Genomic DNA, 22,694 nt, shown 5'->3' with positions numbered 1-22,694 from the left:
TGACCTGAACAAGGCTGCCATGCTGAACCGTTATCCACTCTGGAAAAACCTGCTGATCCTGCTGGTGATCGGCGTGGGCATCATTTATGCCCTGCCCAACCTCTACCCGGAAGATCCTGCGGTGCAAATCTCCGGTACTCGAGGCTCGATCGAAGTCACTGACCGGGAACTGAACCGTGCCACTCAGGCACTGGATGCCGCTGGCATCGAAGTGCTGCAGGCCAGTCTGGAAAACAACAGCGTGCTGATTCGCCTGCATGAAAGCGAACAGCAACTGGCAGCCCGTGAAGTCATCCAGCAAACCCTCGGCGACAACTTTGTGGTCGCCCTGAATCAGGCGCCAACAACGCCTGAGTGGTTAAGCAACATTGGCGCAAGGGGCGTTAACCTGGGGCTGGACCTGCGCGGTGGTGTGCACTTCCTGATGGAAGTGGACATGGATGCCGCACTGAAACAGCAACTGGAAGTCACTGCCAGTGAAGTGCGCGCCACCCTGCGTACCGAACGCCTACGCTTCCGCCAGGTCAGTGTTGAAGAAGGTCGTCTGTTGATTCGTCTGGCATCAGCAGACGATCTGCCTGAAGCACGCCGCCTGCTGCAGCGTAATCTGACTGATTATGTGTTTGAAGACAGTGCCGCAGACGCACTGTTGACCCTGAGCCTGACCGAACAGGCGGTGCGGGAGCTGGAAGACTATGCAGTGGACCAGAACCTGATCACCCTGCGTAACCGTGTCAACGAACTGGGTGTTGCAGAACCCCTGGTGCAGCGCTCCGGTCGCAACCGCATTGTGGTGGAGCTGCCCGGTGTGCAGGATACCGCTGCTGCCAAACGAGTACTGGGTGCCACCGCCAATCTGGAATTCCGGCTGGAAGCCCGTCGTAATGCCGACCCGCTGGACACTGAAGAGTTCATCTTCCGTGACCAACCGAACCGTAATGCTGCGCTGGAGCGGGACATTATCACCACCGGCAACAATGTAGCCAATGCCAGTGTCGGTTTTGATGAAAACAATCGGCCACAGGTGAATATCCGTCTGAACGGCCAGGGTGGCCGCCTGATGAGCCAGGCCACTCGCCCCAATGTCGGTCGTTCAATGGGGGTGCTATTTATTGAACACAAGACCCGCACCCGTTTTGAGCGCGTTGATGGTGAGCGCGTGGAAGTGCGTGAACCCTACACCGAACGTGGCATTATTTCACTGGCCACCATCCAGAGTGAACTGGGTTCCAGCTTCCGCATCACCGGTGTTGGCAGTATCCAGGAAGCCTCTGAACTAGCCCTGCTGTTACGTGCGGGTGCGCTGGCTGCACCAATTTATTTTGTTGAGGAGCGCACCATCGGTCCAAGCTTGGGTCAACGCAACATCGAGCAAGGGATCTCCTCCATCCAGATTGGTCTGGCACTGGTGGTAATTTTTATGCTGGCCTGGTATCGCGTATTCGGTATTTTTGCCTGTGTCGCACTGGCTTCCAACCTGGTACTGCTGGTTGCACTGCTGTCAGCGCTGGGTGCAACCCTGACCTTGCCTGGTATTGCCGGTATTGTGCTGACCCTGGGTATGGCGGTGGATGCCAACGTGCTGATTAATGCGCGTATCAAAGAGGAGATCTATCACCGCGGCATGTCGCCCCAGAATGCCATTCATGCCGGTTATGAAAAGGCCTTCTCAACCATTCTCGACGCCAACATCACCACGCTGTTGGTGGCAGTGATCCTCTTCTCGATCGGCACCGGTCCAGTGAAAGGTTTTGCCGTGACCCTGTCACTGGGTCTGCTGACGTCCATGTTCACCGCCATACTGGTCACCCGTATGCAGGTCAACTGGGTGTACGGTAAACGCCGTATCGAAAGTCTTTCCATCTGAGATCAGGAACAGAAGATGCCTAGCGCGATTGCAAAAAAACTGCTGAACATCGATATCGATTTCATGCGCCTGCGCAAACTGGCTTTTGGCCTGTCTGCTGCGCTGATCCTTATTTCACTGGCTTCACTGGCCATTCAGGGTCTGCGACTGGGTCTGGATTTCACCGGTGGCACCCTGGTGGAACTGGAATATGCCCAGTCCCCCGAGCTGGAAGACATCCGTGCCAAGCTGGAACGGGCCGGCTATGAACAGTTTGTAGTCCAGAACTTCGGTAGCTCACGTGACGTACTGGTACGCCTGAATCAGGGCTTTTCTCCCGACGTGGGTGAGCAGGTCAGAACCCTGCTGGCTAGCGGTGACATTCAGGTGCAATTAAAACGCGCTGAATTTGTTGGTGCCCAGGTGGGTGAAGAGCTGCGTGATCAGGGTGGTCTGGGCATGCTGGTGGCACTGATCTGTGTGATGATTTATGTTGCCTTTCGCTTCCAGTACAAGTTTGCACTGGGCTCGGTGCTGGCACTGGCGCACGATGTCATCATCCTGCTGGGCTTCTTCTCCCTGTTCCGCATCGACTTTGACCTGACGGTGCTGGCAGCCCTGTTGGCGGTGGTGGGTTATTCACTGAATGATACCATCGTGGTTTATGACCGTATCCGTGAAAACTTCCGTACCGTGCGTGAAGGTGGCCCGAAACAACTGATCAATCTGGCCATCAACCAGACGCTACTGCGTACCGTTATCACCTCCTTCACCACCCTGCTGGTGCTATTTGCACTGTTGTTCTTTGGTGGTGAGATGATTCACAACTTTGCCCTGGCACTGATCATTGGCCTGCTGGTCGGCACCTACTCCTCGATTTTTGTAGCTGGCACCTTCCTGCTGGTGATGAAGGTTGACCGGGATGACCTGGCCATCCCGGTCAAGGAAGGTGTGCTGGAGGAAGATGGTCGCCCCTGATACGGCTCTGCAACAAAAAAGCACCCCCAATGGGTGCTTTTTTCATGGGCGAATTAACTCAACATCTGCCTGAAAGGTTATACCGTGCATCAACTCCTGAGTCACTACCCACTGGCGGTGATTGTACTGGCGCAGCTGTTTGGCACTTCGCTCTGGTTCAGTATCAACGGGGTGGCGCTGAACCTGATGCAGGATACCGGGCTGACCGAGGCAGGACTGGGCCATCTGACGCTGGCGGTACAGGCCGGGTTCATCACCGGCACGCTGTTACTGGCCATCACCGGACTGGCGGACCGCTTTCGTGCCAGTCGCATTTTTGCGCTGGCCGCCTGCCTGGGTGCCGTCATCAACGGTTTATTCATTCTGGCAGCCGAAGTGTTTTCCCTGGCACTGCTGTTGCGCTTTTTAACCGGGCTTTGTCTGGCGGGCATTTATCCACTGGGCATGAAACTGGTGATCAGCTGGACACCGCAACAAGCAGGCATGGCACTCAGCTGGCTGGTGGGCATGTTAACGCTCGGTACCGCCACTCCTCACCTGCTCAGGGCCGTGACACCAGGTCTCTACTGGCCCATCCCCCTGCTGATGGCTTCACTGCTGGCCTTGATGGCTGCGCTATTGATTCTGCTATTGGGTGAAGGTCGACACTTGCCGACTCAGGGCAGGGGAATGCTGCCATTACAGGGCCTGGCAGCCTGGCGGGATGCCACCTTCCGGCGCATCAGTGGCGGCTACTTTGGCCACTGCTGGGAGCTGTATGCCTTCTGGACACTGGTGCCTTTTCTGGTCTTGCGTGAAACACTCAGACTGGAACTCAGCCCTGGCTGGGTCAGTTGGCTGGCATTTGCAGTGATTGGTATCGGCCTGGCTGGCTGTGTGCTGGGTGGTTTTTTCAGTCGCTGCATCACCAGCCTGACGGTTGCACGAACGGCACTGGCAGGCTCTGGTTTATTGTGTCTGATCTATCCACTGCTCGGTGACTTGCCTGCAGCACTGTTACTGGGGCTGTTGCTGTTATGGGGTTTGCTGGTGATTGCTGACTCACCCCAGTTTTCAGCGCTGGCATCGGCCAACGCGCCGAGGCAACATCTGGGTTCAGCTCTGGCCATGATGAATGCCATCGGGTTTGGACTGACCGTGCCAGCCATTGCACTGGTCACCAGCCTCTGGTCTTTGATGGACTTGTGGGTGGTGTACCTGCTGTTACCCGGTCCCCTGATTGGCCTCTGGTTACTGAAACAAATCCGCCAAGAGCAGTTAAAGCAAATGTGACTGCTCCCCGCCCTAAGCGCTAAAGCGCCACGGGCGAGGTTTCCAACTTCTCAGGCAGCGGCGAGTGCGTGACTCGTCTTACGCTTGCCTCCATTGGCAGAGACCGACAGCCCAGCGGCCTTTAATTTCAAAATACCCTGCGCTCGAATATTGAGCGCAGCATTGATGTCTCGGTTATGCTGTGTTGAGCAGGATGGACACTGCCAGTCACGCACGTTCAGCGACAGCGCTTCCAGCTTGTGCCCACAGCAAGAGCAGGTTTTTGAGCTGGCAAACCACCGGTCAATTTTGATCAGGTGTTTACCTTGCTCTTTGGCCTTGTACTCCAGCTTTTGGATCAAGCCTGACCAACCGGCATCGGCGATATGCCGGGACAGCTTTTTGTTTTTCAACATGTTTTTGACTTTCAATGTCTCGACAATCACCGCTTGGTTTTCGTCAACAATCATTCGAGACAGCTTGTGCTGAAAATCAGCACGGGCATTCGCCAGACGCTGATGCGCCTTGGCCAGTTTGAGTCGCGCTTTTGCACGACCCTTGCTGCCTTTCTGGCAGCGGAAAAGGGATTTTTGCTTACGGCGCAGATTGGCACTGACCTTCTTCAAAAAGCGCGGATTCGGTGTTTTATTGCCGCTGGAATCAATGGCAAGATGCGTTAAACCCATATCCAGTCCGAGCACCTGGTTTGCATCCAAATCATGGATCAGCACAGGAGCTGCTACACCATCGTCATGCAGCAGTGAGGCGTAGTATTCGCCGGTCACGGTGCGGGACAGGGTGATGCTTGTCAGATTGCCCTCAAGCTGACGATGAATCCGCGCTTTGATCGGCCCCATCTTTGGGATTTTGATCCAATCATCACCACAGCTGACACTCGTACAGTGATAACTGGACTGCTTGCCGTGCTTTCTTTTGAACTTGGGGTAACGAGCAGGCAACTTGGGATCAAAGAAGCTCTGAAAGGCTTTGTCCAGATTGATGCAGGCTTGCTGAAGTGCTTTGGCTTTGAGCTTGGTTCCATGACGCTTGTACTGGCTACTGATGATATGCAAAGCCTTGTTGTACGCAAAGCGCACAGCACCGAACTGGCGGTTGAGAAATTCCGCCTGATCAGGAGTTGGATAAATGCGTACTTTTGTGGCCTTGATCATGCTGTATATAATGACAGTCTTTTCTATGGGCAACAACCCATGACTGCTTTGCAGTCATCCGCTTATATCCCCGCCCGATTGGGCGAGGGTTTACGCGGAGTTTGCTAAACCCAAAAGATATTCTGTTAAGTTTTGTTTTATTTTATTTCCAGGAAGCTCTGGTAGACTATTTCACTTCCACTGTCAGGATTTACACCGCATGGCACACTGCAGGATGCTTTCTGGTTGTCTGTTTTTACTGCTGATCAGCATTGAAACTGCTTTTGCCCGCAGCCTGGAATTTGACACTCATCTTTCGTCCATCAAACTGCATGGCCATTTTGCGGTACTGGATGCTGAGCCTGGCACCCAGGTTGACCATAGGGCACTACTGACGCAGCCACAAAACTTCAAACCTCATCCCGGCACTCCCTTCTGGGGCTTTAACATCCAGCCGCAATGGTTGCTGCTGACGCTGGAAAACCCTGCAAATACCCCCCAGGAACGCTGGCTGGAAATTCAGCCGGTGTTCACCGATCACCTTTATCTTTACTGGCTGGATGGCCAGGATGAACTGGTCGAAATGAAAGGTGGCGACCTGATGTCACCAAGAGACCGTCCATTTAATCTGCCCGCCCAACTCTTTCCAGTCAAACTGGAGGCGGGTGAAAGTCGAACCCTGCTGTTTTATGTACAGGGCACCAATCCCTTGTTTGTGGATGCCACCCTCTGGCAGCCGGAAGCCTTTATGCAGCACTGGCAAACAAGCAACTCCTTCATGACGGCTTATCTGGGCATTCTTGCGCTGATGACCGGTCTGGGTATTTTTTACAGCCTGTTCATGCGCGATCGAATGTTTGTGTTTTACGCTGTTTATGTGGCAACACAGTTGACGTTCCAGCTCAGCCATACCGGTTATTTTGACTGGTTATTCAACCCTGGCTGGTATCGCCTGGCTGACCTGCTGACTTCCGGTGCTGTTTCTCTCAGTGTGGTGGCGCTGGCAGTGGTGTTTAACCGGCTCACACGCATCAACCTGGATTACCCTTTGCTGGCGCGCCTGCATTTGTTTGCTGCAGGCAGTGTGGCATTCACGGGGCTGGCCTTTACGCTGTTTGATCGTTATTACTTCTTTGCCAGTTATCTGCAGCTTTATGCCCTGTTTGGTTTCAGTTTCACACTCGGCTTCTCCTGCTGGCGCTTGTATCAGCGCCGCTTCCTGGAAGGCAGTATTTTCATTGCCATGTTTGGTGTGCTGGGTGTGGCTGTGGTGCTGCGGATTCTGCGCGAGCAGGCATTGCTGGAAAACAGCTTTTTAACCGAAAACGCACTGTACATCGGGACTCTGATTCATCTGGTGCTGATGCAGGTTTATATCGTCTGGCAAATCATGCTGGAAAAACGTCGCATCAACCAGAAGCTGGAGCAGAAGGTTGCCGATCGGACACAGGAGCTGCAGGAGCATAACCAAAAGCTGGCCAGGGAAATTGAGCAGAACAAACTGCTGCAAGAACAGCTCAGCCAATCGGCCGAAAAAATTCAGGAGCGTTATGAGGTTGAAGCACAGTTAAGGCAGGAACAGCAGAACTTTTTTCAGATGGTCTCTCACGAGTTTCGCACGCCATTAACCGCCATTAATGGCAGCCTGCAGATACTGTCCATGAAGTGTTGTGGCACTCAGCCAGAGGTGACTAAATGGCTGAGCAGCATTGAAGGTTCAGCCAACAGGCTTTCTTCACTGGTCGACAGCAGCCTGTGGGAACATCGCATGAATGACGGGGGGTTTCGTATTACCCCTCAGGCACTGGATCTTTTGCCCTGGTTGATTCAGGTGACCGAAAACCTGCGGCGCATGTACCAGAAGCCCAACATCCTGCTGGATCAGCAAACACCAATCAAACTGCACACCGATACGGATTTGCTGCAAATGTTATTACAGCACCTGGTTGATAATGCGGTGCGTTTTTCATCTGCGGACCAACCAGTGACCCTGCAGGTTGAAGCGATCGACCCATCCAGCGTCAGGATCAGTGTGATCGACCAGGGGCCGGGGGTGCCGGAGGAAATGCGGCAGCGCCTGTTTAACCGTTATGCCCGGATGGCACATGCCAACAAGCGCGAAGGACTGGGTATTGGCCTGTATCTGTCTTATCATGCCGCGCAAAAGCTGGGGGGCTCACTCAGTTACAGCCCAGCCTCTCCCGGCAGTTGCTTTACCCTTATCCTACCTGTTGCACAGCATCTTGCTGCTCAGCCCCTGTGCGAATCCGATACCCAAATCCTGAAATAGTCTGGATGATTTTTTTGTCATCCATCTTTCTGCGAATGCGGTGAATCAATACGGCAATGGTTTCTGCAGTGGTTTCATACTGGCCTTTATCCACCACATCCATCAGCTGCATCTTGGACAAAACACTACCGCCCGCCCTTACTAAAGCCAGCAGGATTTTGAACTCGGAACGTGTCAGGTAGATCTCTCGGCCATCTGTATGGGTCAGGGTTTTACTGGACTCAGACAAGGTCCAATCACCAAACTCCCAATGCTGCTGACTTTGTGACTCTTTCTTTTCACCTTGCACCCGGGAAAAGCGCTGCAGGAAATTCTGTACCCGCATGACCAGCTCACGGGTATCAAAAGGTTTCATCACATAATCATCAGCACCCATTTCCAGTGCTGCCAGGCGAGTTTCACGGTCGGTACGGCCAGAGACCACAAACAAGGGAACATCACTTTGCATCCGCAGTTTGCGCAGCAACACCAGACCATCTTCATCCATCAGGTTTAAGTCCAGCAACACCAGATCAAATTGCTGTTGCCGCCAGATGTTAAAAAACTCATCCACGCCTTCAGAATCAAAAACCTCAAACCCCTGCATTTTAAAAATGTCCACCATCACACTGCGCAGTGTGGCGTCATCTTCAACAATCATGATTCGAAAATTACTGGGCATTGCTGGTTACCGGCTAAGCTCTGAAAGAATCCTTACAAACACACACAGAGTACACGTATAAATCCCGGGATCTATTAACAAATTATTGATTTATGCTTAACGCTTCATATTACTGACTGTTTACTTGCGAAATGTCAGTAAAAGGCGGGTCCTCCCTGCCACTGAGGTGTCTAGCGCCAGGTCGATCAACAACACGCCCGCCATCAGCTGTGCCGAGTAAGTGCCAAGCCCGGTGCCCTGCTTTTTCCCGGCGGTGACAAACTTCTCAAAAAAACGCGGACGTATGGCCTCCGGTACTTCACCGGGGTTTTCAAACACCAACTGCAAACCCTGAGGGGTGTCGGACAGCTCAATCAACAGCTCACTGCCAGCGGGTGCAGCTTCACAGGCATTTTTCAGCAGGTTGGCAAACAGATTCTGCAACAGCAGAGGTTCGGTCCTGATCAGTTGATCGGCCGCTGCATCAGACTGCGTCAGCACAAATCTCAATTGCTTGCGGTGGAAAGCCTGCTGCTGCTCATCCATCACCTGTTTCAACAGTTGCAGCAAGGATGCTTCCTGCCAGTCAGGTTGGTAGGTGCCATACTCAATTTTCAACAGCACCAGCGACATGTTGATCATGTTCAGCATGCGCCAGCCGGTGTCTTCCAGTTTCTGCAGAAAATCCTGCTGACGATCATTCAGCTCACCGGCATTACGCAGCACGCTGGGAATGCTGATGATATTGGTCAGTGGTGCCTTGAGGTCATGATGCATGATGCGCTCCACATCTTCGCGCATTCTGGCGGCCTCCACCAATGCCTGATTCTGGGCAGCCAGTTCACGACGCACCTCATCCAGCGCCAGATGGGTATTAATCCGTGCCATCAGAATAGCTGGATTCAAGGGCTTGGCGATGTAATCCACAGCGCCCAGTGTCAGGCCTCGGGTTTCATCATCAACACTGTCCAGTGCGGTCAGAAAGATGACGGGAATTGCTGCCGTGGCCGGGTCTGCCTTAAGCTGCCGACACACCTCATAACCATCCATGTCCGGCATCATCACATCCAGCAGGATCAAATCCGGGCGTTGCTGGCTGGCAATTTTTAATGCAATACGGCCATTGATGGCTGCTTTCACCTGAAACCTGTCTTTTAACAGGCTGGTCATGATATCCAGATTCTCTGGTGCGTCATCCACCACCAGCAGCGTTTTACGGTTTGAATCTGAAGTTTCTGCCAGTGTCATTGATGATCCTCTTGATCGGAAAGTTTCAGGTTGACGGGTGGAACTGGTTTAAAACAGCCAGAGCCGCTTCAAAGTCATAACCGACCAGTTGTTCTGCCACCTGCTCCAGGCATTGACGGTCGATGCTGCTGAGCGGCCCAGACAGGAGTTCATCCACCCGGCTGGATGCAGCCGCATCGTAGTCTTGCAGTTGTTGCCGCAACTCCGGCAGGTACTGCTGTACCCGTTCACCAGCTTCGCCTGCCTGCTCTGGCGGCAAGTCAGCGGGCGACGCTGCAGGTTGGCGCGCAGACACCCAGGATGCCAGCCCATCCAGCAATTGCTGCAGTTGATCCAGCAAATTTTGCTGGATTGGTGCTGCAGCAGCCTTTTGCCCCTTGCGGAGTAATTGTTCCAGTTCTGCCGCCTGCTGCTGAATACCCGTCGCGCCAATGTTACCGGCCACCCCTTTAAGGGTGTGCACCAGCCGCTCTGCCAGGGGTTGATCGCCACTGGTTTGTGCGGCTTTTAACTGCTCGCCAAAGTCCTGCTGGTTTTTGGCAAAACGCTCCAGCAAACGTACATAGGCCTGCTCATTATTGCCCAGGCGCTGCAACCCGGCCTGGGTATCCAGCTGGCTGAGCTGTGGCAATTCAGATGCCTGTGCCTCGGCAGGATCTTCTTCAGGCAAGGGTGGCAAAGGACGGCGGGCAGCAGGTATCCATTGAATCAGGGTGTCCACCAGTTGCGCCGGGTTAATGGGCTTGGTCAGGTGGTCATTCATGCCTGCATCCAGGCTTTTCTGGCGATCTTCCAGCATGGCATTGGCAGTGAGTGCAATCACCGGCAGGTCTTTCAGGTTCAGCTCATTACGTAACCGGGTGGTGGCTTCATAACCATCCATCACCGGCATTTGCACATCCATCAACACTGCGTCATAGGTGTTAATCCGCAAGCATTCCAATGCCTGTTGACCATCAACAGCCACATCAACAAAAAAGCGTGCCTGCGCCAGCAGCTCACAGGCCACCTGCTGATTGATTTCATTGTCTTCCACCAGCAGGATTCTGGCCCCCTGAATGCCACGCAGACTGATGGCATCATGGGTCTGGATCTTGCGTTTCACTCTACCGGAAATCGGCTGGTAACCCAGCGCATCCATGATGGAGTCAAGCAGCAGGGAGGGATTGATCGGCTTTTGCAGGAAGGAAGACAGATGCTCTGCACCCGGCTCGGCCAGAACATCCTCACGGGCAAAGGCAGAAACCAGAATGCAGCGAGGTTTATCCGTCAGCGTTTCATCAGACATGACCGACTGAATGAACTCCAGACCGTTACAACCCGGCAAGGACATATCAACCAGCAGCAGATCAAATGCCTGCTCACCTGAAGCCAACAACTGGCTGGCTTGTTCTGGCGTTGCTGCCAGACTGGTCTGAAAACCGAACGCCTGCAGGTAACTGGCAAAAATATCCCGTGCCGCTGCATTATCATCCACCACCAATACAGCACACCCAGGCAGGCGTTCTGCAGCCAACAACTCCGGTGTCTGCAAAGGTTCATCAAGGCATTCCAGCTGCAGTGTGAAAATAAAACAGCTGCCCTTGCCCAGTTCACTTTCCACCCTTATCTGCCCACCCATCAACTCAACCAGCTGGCGAGTAATGGATAAACCCAGACCCGTACCACCAAAGCGCCGTGTGGTTGAGCTGTCGGCCTGAGAAAAACTGTGGAACAGCTTCTGCAGCTGCGCTTCACTCATGCCGATGCCACTGTCCTCAACCGCAAATTCCAGTTCAACCTTCTGTTCGCTGCGCTTTATCAGCCGCACCGAAACCACTACCTCGCCCCGTTCACAGAACTTGACGGCATTACCGACCAGATTGATCAATATCTGGCTGATGCGCAGCGGATCGCCCACCAGGCCATAAGGCACTTCCGGCTCACGATAAAACAGCAGCTCCAGATGTTTTTTTCTGGCCGATTCAGACACCACCACCCAGAGTTGATCCAGAACGTCATCCAGCTCGAAGGAAATTTTTTCCAGCGATAACTTGCCCGCTTCAATTTTGGAAAAATCGAGTATGTCATTCACCAACCCCAGCAAGGACTGACCGGAGACCAGAATCTTGTTGAGATAGTCTTGTTGGCGGGGAGAAAGATCTGTGCGTAAACAAAGCTCGGCAAAACCGATCATGGCATTCATGGGGGTGCGAATTTCATGGCTCATGTTGGCCAGAAACTCGGATTTGGCTTGAGTAGCCGAACGCGCCACCACCACCGCATCCTCCAACTGGCGGCGATAATCAAGGGTTCTCACCAACAGGTGTATCACCAGTGCCAGCAACAGGCTGGCCAGCAGCACCAGCAGCAATTGCCAGCCGAGCTGACTGTATTCACGCCAACCTTGTGCAGGGGTTATTTCAAGGTACCAGGTGCCATTGGGAACTTGCAGCGCTCGCTGCAAAGGTTCTCCACGCAACGGCAACTCACTGGCTTGAATGATTTGTGGCTGCTCACCACCCGGCAAAACGCGCCATAAACGATAACTGAAACCCAAACGCTCCAGTTCATCCAGCCGGGCCGCCTCAAGTGCTTCGGGGAAACGCAAGGTGACTGAAACAAACCCCCAGAAGTCACGGGATTCACCCAGGTACACCGGTAGGCGTCCAACCGCACCCAGGCCACCCTGACGCAGCTCAAAAGGACCTGCCAGACTCATCACGCCCGTATCTCTGGCCCGGATGGCCTCAACCGCTCTTGCCGGATCGGCAAACTCATCCTGTCCCAGAACGGCTTCATTACCCTGCAAGGGTGCTATTTGTGTCACCACACCCGCAGGTAACAACGCAATGGCGGTTGCACCGGGGTAATAAGGCATGAGTTCTGCAGCCAGGTTTTCAAAGTCATCCAACTCACCCTGACCCTGACGCACCAGGGCACCCAGCGCATAGGTAATGGCTAATGAGCGCTCCAGTCCCCGATGCAAGGCTGCAGCGTAATCACTGGTCAGGCTGGCCGTTTCCATCTGGCGCAGCTCAACACGGCGTTGATCCAGCAAAAATACCAGGCCAAGCCCCAGCGCCAGAAACACCATAAAAGCCAGTAGCACCTGCGGGGATATCCCACTCGTTGCCTCCTGGTTCAGGATGGATTTGTTTTCTGGCATTCGGCTGACTCCAGTCAAGTGAATAACAACCCTCGCTTGCTGAAGGGTGGTGAAGTGGCATTTTGACAGTCCTGAATAAAAAACTCAGGACTGGTTGTTAATGCCCTGCAACCCGACTCAAAGGTAAATCAGCACTGATGACCGAGTGACGTGACTGTAAAGGAACGCGTACCACCAGGCCAAAACGGGCATCACGATAATCATCGGCTGCAGCGTAACCCAGGTAACCACCCACCAATAACTGTTGATTGACCAGCCGCATGCCTTCCAACATCAGATCACCACCCAACCCTCGGGATGAATTGGCATCGTAACTGACACCGCTGGCATCCAGTGGGTAAAAGTCTGCAGCATCTTCTTTCACTCGATTCCATGCCAGACTGACACGAGAACGTACTTGCCAGGTTCTGGCTTCTGCGGTCAGCAGCTCCAGTTGCAGGCCGGTGCGTAAAAGCTGCTGCGGGCTGTAGTAACCACCATGACCATAAGTGAAATGGCTGAGATTCTGATCCCAGCTCATCCACTCAATAAATGGCCCCAGTCTCAGGTAGTCCAGTTCGGGCTCACTGAAACGGTCAGCAAAGTCATGCGCCAGATCCAACCGTAATGCTTTACGGTCATTATCCGCAACACGCTGCCCTTGCTGGCTGGCCAGGGTTCCACTAACCGCCACACCGGTTTTTTCAGCAACCGGAATGGCCAGCAGCAAGCGACCACCCTGATCTGCGACCTGCCCCCACTCACGATCACTGGCTGGGTCTTTGGCACCCTGGCGTGCGAGCAGGCTGTCTTCCAGGGGTTGACGAAACAGTGTCAGGGAAACCAGCCCAAGTGCAGGATACCAGTCACCCTGTAACTGACCATAAGCCTGGCTGCTTTTTGCTTCACCCTGCTGAATGGTAAAAAAAGAACCTTGCAGGGTCAGGCCATCCCGTTCATGGCGAGCACTGATTTCTGGTGAAAAGCTGCGTGTATCCGCCAATGCCCGGCGTTGTGGTGCCTGGTCCGGCTGAGTGCCAAAATCAGCATCCAAAGGCGGACGTCCTGAGTTGAGCTCATCCATGCGCAGCGCCACACCCAAACGCACCTCATCCCAGACCCGCGTTGCCGCCACATAGGGTTGGTAATGCGTTAAACGCGTTAATCCCTTGTCACCCTGTTTTATCCGACCCTGCAAACCCAGGGTTAACTGCCAGTCATCACGACCGGCCAGGGCAGGTGCAGGCATCATGCGCTGCGCCAGATCAAACTGTTTGCGCCCCCAGGCACGATCAAATGCCAGGCGACTGACAGACTCACGCAGCAGCGGATGACGCTGCCGAGCTTCTGCCAGTCTTGCGGTGGCATTTAAACGGCGCAGACTCTCTTCCAGTGCAAAGGCATAACCTTCGTTCCCGGGGTCGGCCGTCAACAAGGGATCAAAACGATCTGCCGCCTGGCGATAGTCTGCAGCTTCAAATGCAGCCCAGGCCAACATAGGCCCTAGGTCATCACAAATTCCGGCAATTCGCTGCGAGCGACCACGCTCTGTACAGGCCAGAGTTTCAGCCTGCTCATACTGCTGCTGCGCCTGCAGTGTCAGCAGTTGGCCATAAATGCTGTTTTCTGTAGCCGGTGGCTGCTCAAAAGCAAACTGAGCGGCAACAAAATGTTGCTGGTCATAAAGCAACCAGCCCAGATCAGCATAAGCAGTTGCACGTCCGTGCTGGCGACTGAGACCGGCCTGCTGAAGTGCCAGCTCTGGCTGCTGCCCGGTTGCAGCCTGCTGTGCCAGGCGAAAATGGGCTTCCGCCAGTCCGTCTTCAGCACCCTGACCCGGCTGCCAGGAAGCCGCCTGCTGGAACAGGGGCAAAGCCTCAACTGGCTCATGACGCTGTAAATATAACCAACCCAGTAACAAGGCATTATTGGCATGCTGACGTGATGCTGTCTCGCTTGCTGCGGCACTTAAACGTGCTGCAGGCAAGGCTCTGACCTGGGTTTCGGACATCCGCGCCAAACGCCCCATTTCCAACTCATAGGGGTCTGTAGTCGATGTTGGTGCAGGACGGTTTTGCAAGGCTGCTCTCAGGTCGCTGTCTGGCTGCCAACCAGGGTTGGCTGCTTGCAAACGATTAAACTCGGCACGTGCCTGAGTCAATTGCCCATGCCGGATATGGAACCAGATACCGGTGGTATCAACTTCAACCACTGAGGCCTCAGCCCCAGGCACGGCAGGTCGCAGGTATTCGTCGGTTGCCACTTGGTGGCGAGTATCTTCAGGGCGCTGCTGATGCTGCAGCAGATCCGGCTGGGCGGCAGTTACGGCCAGAGCCTGTGTCAGCAACAGCCCTGTCAGAAGCATAGGTTTCAAGGCTTTTGATCCTGCAGGGTTAGGTTGGATTGGGTGGCAAAAACTTCATTGATCGCCAGATGCGTTAAAAGCAGCAGGCTCCATGAAAAATAACCATCCTGTTCATTGGGCTGCGGCAAATCAGCCGCACTTAAAACGCGCTGCTCTACCCTGGCTGTAACAAACTTCGCCACGGCCTGCATGCCAGTAGACCAGGCATATTCAGCCTGTTCTGCATCTATCAGACTGACCCAGGCTGGAACCGGATCATGGCTGCTCCAGAATGTCAGGTAGGGTGCAAAATCCCTTTCACTTAAAGGCAGGTTGGACCATGCCAGATGCAAGGGAACGCGCACCGCATCATAGCTGTAACGCGCCGGAAACAAGCGGGATGGCTGAAATCCCAGCGCTGTATGATCAGCCCAGTCTGGTGGTAATTGATAGGGACCAGCCCCCTGCACTTGCACCAGTCGCTGACCACTTGAAGCCAGTTGCTGCCATGGTTGGTCAGGAAATTTTTTTCCCAGTGCCTCCAGTGCCGGAAAAACCCAGTAGGAAGCATTCACCGTAACCCGGCCATTTTCTGTAAAGCCCGTAGCACCGGGCAATAACAGCAAATGGTCATGATGCCGAATGACCATAAAGTCGCTTGTAGCTCGCGCAATACGACTGGCTTCCTGCAAATACACTGGGTCCTGCCAACGCTGGTGTGCTTTTAACAGAGCCCAGGCAATCAGAATTTCAGCATCAGTGGCATTATTTCTGTCACTGATACAACGACGATCCATGGTTGCACAGGGTTCAAACTTCCATGCAAACAGGCCATCTGGTCGCTGCAAGGTCAGCTGAGTCCAGCGCCAGATACGATCAAACGCCTGGCGATCACCTGCAGCCTCGGCAAACAGAAGCCCGTAACCCTGGCCTTCGCTGTGAGAAATGCCCTGATTATCACGATCAATAATCCGGCCAGCCTCTTCATAATCTTCAGCAAAGGCTTGCCACAGCTCCGGGGATAAACGCTGGGACACCTGCACTGCTGGTTGCTGCGACTGCAGCAACCAATAACCGGCAACAGAAGCACCCAACAGAGCTGCAGCAAACACCAATTTCATCAATACTGCTCCATTGCAGCCTTGCGCTGACGCAGCAGACGTACAGCCAGCCAGCTCACCAATACCAGGATCAGCAGCACACCACCGAGCCAGAACCAGGGGTTGTGTGACAGGGTCATGCGCAACTTCATCCAGGTTGAACGCTCACCCAGCTCATAACGGTTGGCCACCTGCATGCTGACTATATTTTCTGGTGTATCACGCCAGATCAAAAGGTCACCACGCAATTGAGACCAGAGTGACGAGTCAACCAGATTCAACACGCGTTGCTGCAACAGTGCTTCAGTTTGCGCAGTTACAACAGTAACTGTGGCAGCCTGACTGGTATAGGGGTTGCGGAAAGCAGCCATTACACCCAGATCACCCAGTTGTCCCTGCTGATGAATGCGACCACGCAGCACTTCACCACGCGTTTCAGCCTGTGCACGACTGACACCAAAACCACTCTGCAATCCATCACGCAGATCATTCAGTGTACGATAAGGCCAAACCTGTGTACGCCCCAGCGATGCATTCCACTCTTTAAACAGGTCCTGCGGCAGCATTTCCGGTGTTGCAAACACCAGAGCATGGCCGGTTGGGCGCTGATCCATACCCACTTGCAACTGCAACTGCTCCAGCGGAGCCTGGGCGCTCTGTGCCATGCGACCCACCAGGGTCAATGCACTGGCGGTCAATGCCTCAGAAGCCAACAGAATTTCAGTGGGGTTCTTAGCAGTCGGAGAAATGTAAGGGAAACCCGTGGCACCAAACAGCGCCAGATCAGGCTGCACCGCTACAGCACCGGCTTTAGGCAGAGTTACTGTAGAAGAACCCAGCATCTGGAAAATCAGGTGTGTACCGGGAACACCGGCGCACTCACCAACCACCAGTTCGGGACGCATGGTGACATCAAAGTCCAGGGTATTCAGGCCCGGGTTCAGTTTACGAACCGGCAGGCGAATACGGTAACCACGGAAAGCGGCACCATTGGACTCACTTAACAGCAGACCATGAACATACTCACCATTCAGGTTAACGTTCATGACTGCACCAGGCCCCATACCGGCACCATAACCAAAATCCAGCTGCAGCTCGACATGGTCAGACTCAACAGCATAGTAGTTGGCTGGCAGCGGCAGGTTGACCCGCAAGCGGTTTTGACCCATGTTCTGGAAGCTGGTTGTGCCAGCACCCAGAGCGGCAAAAGTGTAACTTCTGCCAGGATGCAGGAACTGGCCACTGGCCACTGGCAGGGTTTCATTATTCAGTTCACGACCCAGCAGGGTGATCTGCGGCACAGGATTCAGGCGATCATCCATTTCAGTCAACAGACGGGCAGCATCCAGTACTTCGGTTTCAGTAGTACCTGTCACCAGCAGACGGATACCACCTGGAACCAACAATTCACCGCGAGCATTACGAATAGCAGCAACTTCCTGCAACTGCAGGTGTGGGCCACTGATCTTGCTCAACTCAGACTCTGATAACAGCGCTTGCAACTCATCCCGTGTTCCCAGCAGCACATGGAAGGGTGCAGCATCCTTTTCACTCAGGTAAGGAAAGGCTTGCATTAACTGAACATTCTGCATGCCTGCAACACGTTCTTCGTATTCCGGCCACTCAGCCTGCCAAACTCGGTGTTGCAGCTCAAGACTTGCATACTGGCGACGCAGTGCCAGCGCCTGAGCAGCCAAAGGCAGAGCCTGACTGTAAATCTTACCGGTATTCACGCCACCTTCAGCTGAAGGTGCAGTCACCAGCAGTGCTTGCTGATAACCGCCAACACCGGGTGAAAAGAGGGAGGACAGATCACTTAACGTCAGCTTGCGATCCACTGCACGGTGAGTCAGTTCCAGACGCGAGTGGAACAGATCCAACTCAGTCCAGAGTTCAGGTGCTGTGGCATCTTCACAACGATCGGTGTAGTGCTGGGTCACTTCCAGCGTCAGCTTGTTAAATCCACCACGCCACAATTCGGCAGGCAGGCGAACACGCGCATCAGAGATCGGCTGATTGGGGTTGAATGGAACCTGTGCCAGGGTGGTTTCATTAAAACGCACCACCATAAATGAGCGGCTTGCCTGCAGTGCGATGGAGTTCACCATGCGCAGGCTCAGGGTGGCATCCAGCATCTCCCTGGTTTCAGAAACGGGCAGGAAAATCTCCATCTTCTCGGTATTTCCAAACAGACGCACAGGTCCGCTGGCAGCAGAGAAGTTCGATAAGCGCAAAACTTCGCGCTGAGTGACGGCTGCATCAGCAACCTCCGTCAGACTGCTCTGGTGAATCCAGACTCTGGAGCCCTGAGCCAGCTGCACTTGCATCCAACCACCCTGCCTGGCCAGCAGTTGAACCTGCTCACCGCGCTCCAGCTGAGTCACCAGCGCGGCATCAGCGGCGGGCGAAACACGTGCATTGGCCGTTGCAGCACTCACTTCCCAGACACTGGCCAGCACATTCAGTGGTGCCAGCAGTGCGAGCACCAGCAGTCCGGTCAACAATAACCGGCTACCGCGCCCCTTATCAGCGATACATCTGTACATTCTTGTTACTCCAATCATTTTTGATTCAAGTCAGGGGTCACACCAGTGCTCTTGATTTGACGCATCAGTGAGGCCGTAAACAAATGAAAGTGGGCACGTACCGGCACCCAGATCAGGCTGAGAACAATACGCAGGGCTCGCATGAAAGGAATGGGGCGAGCCCGGCGCTCCTGGAAGTAAATCCAACGCGCACTATCCCCAAAACTCAACGCCACCGCTTCATCCTGCTCCCTACTGGTACGGGGGGTAAACTGCACACCCAACTCAGTGCCCCGATAACCGGGAATCACGGCCCGCACAATCAACGGCAGCTCCAATTGCCGTTGCAACGCCGGAGACCAGCAGCTCAACATACGCTGCTCACCCGGCTTGAGATCCACTGTTTCCCTCGGTGCCAGCCGACTGCCGCCGGCGGACACATCCAGCAGCTTGCAGGCAACCTGGCGACCATCATCAAGCCTTAAATAACCTTCCTCGGTTACCGGCAAACGGGGAGCAGTACGCTGCTGTTTACGCTCCAGCAAGGCACCCAAAGCAGCAAACACTGTCAGGAAATTAAACAGGTTCCATAACAACACAATCACCGTCAGTTCACGGGTCAGCGGATCTGCCCAGAAACGATAACCACCAATCACAAAACCCAGAATCAACAACACAAACAACACATAAAAGGGTTTGGCCAGCGGCGAGATAAAGTCCTGCTCAAGGGTGTCGCCCTTGGGAGTGACCATGAATGAGGGTTTGCGAGGATTGATAAACACCTTGACGATGGCCACCAGCGAAAACACACACTGCATGATTTCGTACAGCTCGGAGATCAGAGGCCAGCGGGTACGACCGAACAACATGGAAGACACCATATAAGTGGCAATGACGTGCGGCAGGGTGTAAGCCATGATCTCCATAAAGGAGGCGTTATAAATCTGCATCCCGAAATAGAGGTAAGCCAGAGGTGCCAACAGGAAAATGGTACGCGCAAAAGGGAACATCCAGAACAGAATGGAGCTCATGTAACCCACACGCTGATACCATTTCAAACCGGGTGCCAGATAGGGCTTTTTCAACAACAGAATCTGGGTCATGCCTTGTGCCCAGCGCATCCGCTGAGTCACGAACCCCGTAAAGGTTTCCGGTGCCAGACCCGCCACCATCGGACGATCAACATAAATGGAGCGGTAACCCTTGCTGTGCAGATCAAAAGCCGTTTCACAGTCCTCCGTGATGGAGTCACCGGACAAACCACCTACTTCATCCAGATGTTTACGGCGCAGCACTGCAGCAGAGCCGCAGAAAAATGATGCCGACCAGAAATCCAGCCCCCGCTGAATGGTCTGGTAAAACATGTCGTTTTCCGAAGGCATGCGACTGAAAGACTGCAGCAGGTTACGATCCACCGGATCAGGATTGATCATGAAGTGCGGCGTCTGCACCAGAAACACATCATCATGACGGACAAACCAGGGCACGGTGTGATCCAGAAAATCCACCGTCGGTACATGGTCGGCATCCAGGATCACCACCAGATCTCCGGATACAAACTGCAAGGCATGGTTGATGTTGCCAGCCTTGGCCCTTTCGTTGCGCGGGCGGGTCAGGTAATGCGTACCCAGCCGGGCACACAAGGCCTGCAGCGTCTTGCGACGGACTCGTGCATCTTCGGCTGCCACCGGATTATCCGAGGCAAGCTTCTGATCCGTACCACCATCATCCAGCAAGTACACCTTCAGCTTTTCTGCCGGATAATCAATCATCAAAGCAGCACGCAGGGTGATTTCCAGCATCTCCGGGTCTTCATTGTAAGAAGGCACCAGCACATCAACCGTGGGCAGGGCAGTGTCTTCCGGCAGGTCTTTGATACTTAATAAAGGCCGTTTTAAAGGCACCGCATTAACAACACAACCAAGAATATGAATGGCCGCTGAATAAAGCTCTGCAACAAACAGCAACAATACAGCAACAAGTGTTATGTACTCCGTCGCAGTTAATGTATAAATCCCCCGCCAGGCCAGATAACGCAGTGTCAGAAAACAACCCGCCATCAATACCAACAAACGGAAATAATCACCCCAGCGGGTTTCCAGCGCATTCTGGGCAAACCAGATCAAACACAGCAGGGTAATGGCTGATACCAATTGTGCTGCGGCATCCATGGGTAAAAAAAACAACATCACCAGCAGCAGCAAACCTGTCAGCAATAATGGAGCACCCAACGGGGCATTTGAAACCTTCATGCCATCAACCTCTGTCGTGTAGAGGTCACCGCAGGCTCGGCCATCAGCGTGGGATGTGCTGAATTGGTCGTGAGGCGTCCAGCATCATCAACCCTGAGGCCAGCCATAAAGAACTCACGAGCCAACGCGTTACGTTTTTTTTCTGTGGATCGCAGCAGCAGACTTACAACAGGAGCCACCAGCAAAGCAATCGGCAAAAGCACCATTGGAATCACAATGATCAAGCCGGAGTGAGGTGACATATAAAGAATAAACAGGAAATTGAACAGGCCTAGAATCAAAATGCCATAAATTAGTGCACGAAACATTAGCAGCTGCTGACAACGCCTAACATACCTATGATAAGTATTTAATCGACCCGCCCAATCCGGTGAACTGGAAATGCTCACTTCCATCACGCCTACCCCTCAGCCAAGACTCATATTGCCCTGCAACATTTCAGCAAGCCATATTACAACTGAGCAAATAAGATTACACGTGATTTTCTTAACAGATCCATTTGATTACATTTAAATAACATTAACAAAAAAGGGCTCACCATATTTATGTGATGAGCCCCTTGCCTTAAAACAACACCCTAAAAGAGCAACCCTCCTTCAACAAGGGCAAACCCAGGTCAATGCACCGGATCAAACAGCTGCTCATAAACGATAAAACCACCCACATAGGTGCCTATTGCCGAGCCCAGCGTTGCCAGAATAAACACCAGCAGGGTGCGGGAAACCCGGTTACGCCACCAACCGCGAACACTGGCCGTATCCTGGCGCAGGTGAGAAAAGTCCGAAACCTTGGGTTTGCGCATGTACAGCTCAACAGCAGCAGCCACAAAACCGGCACCGATGGTCGGATTCAGGGATGTCAAGGGTGCCGCCAGAAAGGCGGTCAGAATGGTCAGCGGATGCCCACCTGCAATCAATACCCCCAGGGCACTCAGGCCTCCGTTAACCAACACCCAGTCCATCACCAGATCCAGCCCTTCGGTGGTGCTGCGGGAAAAACCGACCGCAAAACCAGTCAGGATCAGTGCAGCAATGATCCAGGGTATCAGCTTGGGCCAACGACTACCGGCAGGAACAGACTCCAGTACTCGCAACTGTTCTCGCGGATTATCCGGCAAGTGACCCTTCAGGTTTTCTTCCAGCCCCTTGAGGTGCCCGGCACCCACCACCACCAGCACTTTCTTGTAGCGGCTGTCACCATTTTCTTCCGCCAGTCGCAACGCCATGTAATGATCGCGCTCGGCAATCAACGGCTGGTAGAGTTTTTCTGACTCAGCGGCAAACTCACTGAAGGTGGCCTCCAGCACATCCCCTTCCTTGAGCTTTTCGATTTCTTCAGCCGTAACCTTTTCACGGGACAACAGGCTGCCAATCAAGCCACTGATCAGCCCGGCACGTTGCCACCAGGGCACACTGCGATAAACACGTTTCAGGGTAATACCAACATCCCGGTCAATCACCAGTAATGGTAGATCACGCGCTTTGGCCTCTTCAATGGCAGCCTTCATTTCTTCACCGGGGCTGATACCCGACTCTTCTGCCACACGTTGCTGGAAGGCACCCAGTGCCAGATTGGCTGCCACCATGCCGGCTTTGCCTTCACGAATGACCTGAAACAAATCCAGTTTGGACAAGGCATCCGGGTCAGCAATGGATGACAAACGCCCCGGACACAACTCGATGGCAACAGCATCAAAATCACCATCACGAATCAATGCGCGCACTTCGTCGGCACTGGCTCTGGAAACATGCGCGGTGCCCAGCAGGGTGTATTCAGTATCGTATTTTTGCAGTGTCTTGCGTGGGCCGGTGATCAGGTCGGTGGGAAGGCTATCGGTGCAGAGGCTACTGGTCATGCGGATTCTCTTGCCGTGAATAGGTTTGAGGCAATTAGACCAGACTTATCAAAAAAAGTCAGGCGACCCGCTGACTGTCCGGGTTAT

14 protein-coding genes are annotated in these 22,694 nt (G+C 53.7%); 4 read left to right on the top strand and 10 right to left on the bottom strand.

From position 1 onward, the window contains the following. The first annotated feature begins 19 nt into the window (after positions 1 to 19). From secD to BT114_RS05700, 3 genes are all read left to right on the top strand, one after another. Positions 20 to 1,867 (top strand): protein translocase subunit SecD, encoded by a 1,848-nt coding sequence (gene secD / locus BT114_RS05710; RefSeq protein WP_072325394.1) that lies wholly within the window; start codon positions 20 to 22, stop codon positions 1,865 to 1,867. 15 nt (positions 1,868 to 1,882) lie between these two features. Continuing rightward, positions 1,883 to 2,824 (top strand): protein translocase subunit SecF, encoded by a 942-nt coding sequence (secF, locus tag BT114_RS05705; RefSeq protein ID WP_072325393.1) that lies wholly within the window; start codon positions 1,883 to 1,885, stop codon positions 2,822 to 2,824. Positions 2,825 to 2,908: 84 nt separating this feature from the next. Continuing rightward, on the top strand, positions 2,909 to 4,096 hold the full coding sequence (locus BT114_RS05700) for an MFS transporter (protein WP_143142775.1): 1,188 nt from the start codon (positions 2,909 to 2,911) through the stop codon (positions 4,094 to 4,096). Between the two features lie 50 nt (positions 4,097 to 4,146). Here BT114_RS05700 and BT114_RS05695 read toward each other — a convergent pair whose 3' ends face one another. Next, complete coding sequence (locus tag BT114_RS05695; protein ID WP_072325391.1) at positions 4,147 to 5,247, bottom strand: RNA-guided endonuclease InsQ/TnpB family protein; 1,101 nt, start codon at positions 5,245 to 5,247, stop codon at positions 4,147 to 4,149. A gap of 199 nt (positions 5,248 to 5,446) precedes the next feature. Between BT114_RS05695 and BT114_RS05690 the strand changes: the two genes are divergently transcribed. Next, complete coding sequence (locus BT114_RS05690) at positions 5,447 to 7,516, top strand: sensor histidine kinase (RefSeq protein WP_084661959.1); 2,070 nt, start codon at positions 5,447 to 5,449, stop codon at positions 7,514 to 7,516. Here the strand turns inward: BT114_RS05690 and BT114_RS05685 are convergent. From BT114_RS05685 to BT114_RS05645, 9 genes are all read right to left on the bottom strand, one after another. Then, the gene (locus tag BT114_RS05685; RefSeq protein WP_072325389.1) at positions 7,446 to 8,177 is read right to left on the bottom strand and encodes a response regulator transcription factor; all 732 of its coding nucleotides are present in this window, start codon (positions 8,175 to 8,177) and stop codon (positions 7,446 to 7,448) included. The two genes, BT114_RS05690 and BT114_RS05685, sit on opposite strands and share 71 nt — an antisense overlap. 120 nt (positions 8,178 to 8,297) lie before the next feature. Then, positions 8,298 to 9,404: a hybrid sensor histidine kinase/response regulator gene (locus BT114_RS05680; protein ID WP_072325388.1), complete on the bottom strand. Its 1,107-nt coding sequence runs from the start codon at positions 9,402 to 9,404 to the stop codon at positions 8,298 to 8,300. Between the two features lie 25 nt (positions 9,405 to 9,429). Continuing rightward, entirely contained in the window at positions 9,430 to 12,552 is a 3,123-nt protein-coding gene (locus BT114_RS05675) for a response regulator (RefSeq protein ID WP_072325387.1), read from the bottom strand. A gap of 97 nt (positions 12,553 to 12,649) precedes the next feature. Beyond that, positions 12,650 to 14,896, bottom strand: a complete 2,247-nt coding sequence (locus BT114_RS05670) for a cellulose synthase subunit BcsC-related outer membrane protein (protein WP_072325386.1) — start codon at positions 14,894 to 14,896, stop codon at positions 12,650 to 12,652. 5 nt (positions 14,897 to 14,901) lie between these two features. Continuing rightward, on the bottom strand, positions 14,902 to 15,996 hold the full coding sequence (locus tag BT114_RS05665) for a family 8 glycosyl hydrolase (protein WP_072325385.1): 1,095 nt from the start codon (positions 15,994 to 15,996) through the stop codon (positions 14,902 to 14,904). Beyond that, on the bottom strand, positions 15,996 to 18,521 hold the full coding sequence (locus BT114_RS05660) for a cellulose biosynthesis cyclic di-GMP-binding regulatory protein BcsB (protein ID WP_177247051.1): 2,526 nt from the start codon (positions 18,519 to 18,521) through the stop codon (positions 15,996 to 15,998). Before BT114_RS05660 ends, BT114_RS05665 begins: the two co-directional genes overlap by 1 nt. A gap of 14 nt (positions 18,522 to 18,535) precedes the next feature. Beyond that, complete coding sequence (bcsA, locus tag BT114_RS05655; RefSeq protein WP_072325383.1) at positions 18,536 to 20,752, bottom strand: UDP-forming cellulose synthase catalytic subunit; 2,217 nt, start codon at positions 20,750 to 20,752, stop codon at positions 18,536 to 18,538. Further along, positions 20,749 to 21,147, bottom strand: coding sequence for a hypothetical protein (locus tag BT114_RS05650; RefSeq protein WP_143142773.1), 399 nt, complete (start codon positions 21,145 to 21,147; stop codon positions 20,749 to 20,751). The genes bcsA and BT114_RS05650 overlap by 4 nt, the downstream gene beginning before the upstream one ends. Positions 21,148 to 21,368: 221 nt before the next feature. Further along, on the bottom strand, positions 21,369 to 22,607 hold the full coding sequence (locus tag BT114_RS05645) for a TraB/GumN family protein (RefSeq protein WP_072325381.1): 1,239 nt from the start codon (positions 22,605 to 22,607) through the stop codon (positions 21,369 to 21,371). Positions 22,608 to 22,694: the final 87 nt, after the last annotated feature.

Source organism: Marinospirillum alkaliphilum DSM 21637 (assembly GCF_900119735.1).
In the GTDB taxonomy this organism is placed as follows: Bacteria; Pseudomonadota; Gammaproteobacteria; order Pseudomonadales; family Halomonadaceae; genus Marinospirillum; species Marinospirillum alkaliphilum.
Note: the sequence above shows the minus strand (reverse complement) of the source record. Positions and strands in the feature narration are given on the sequence as shown.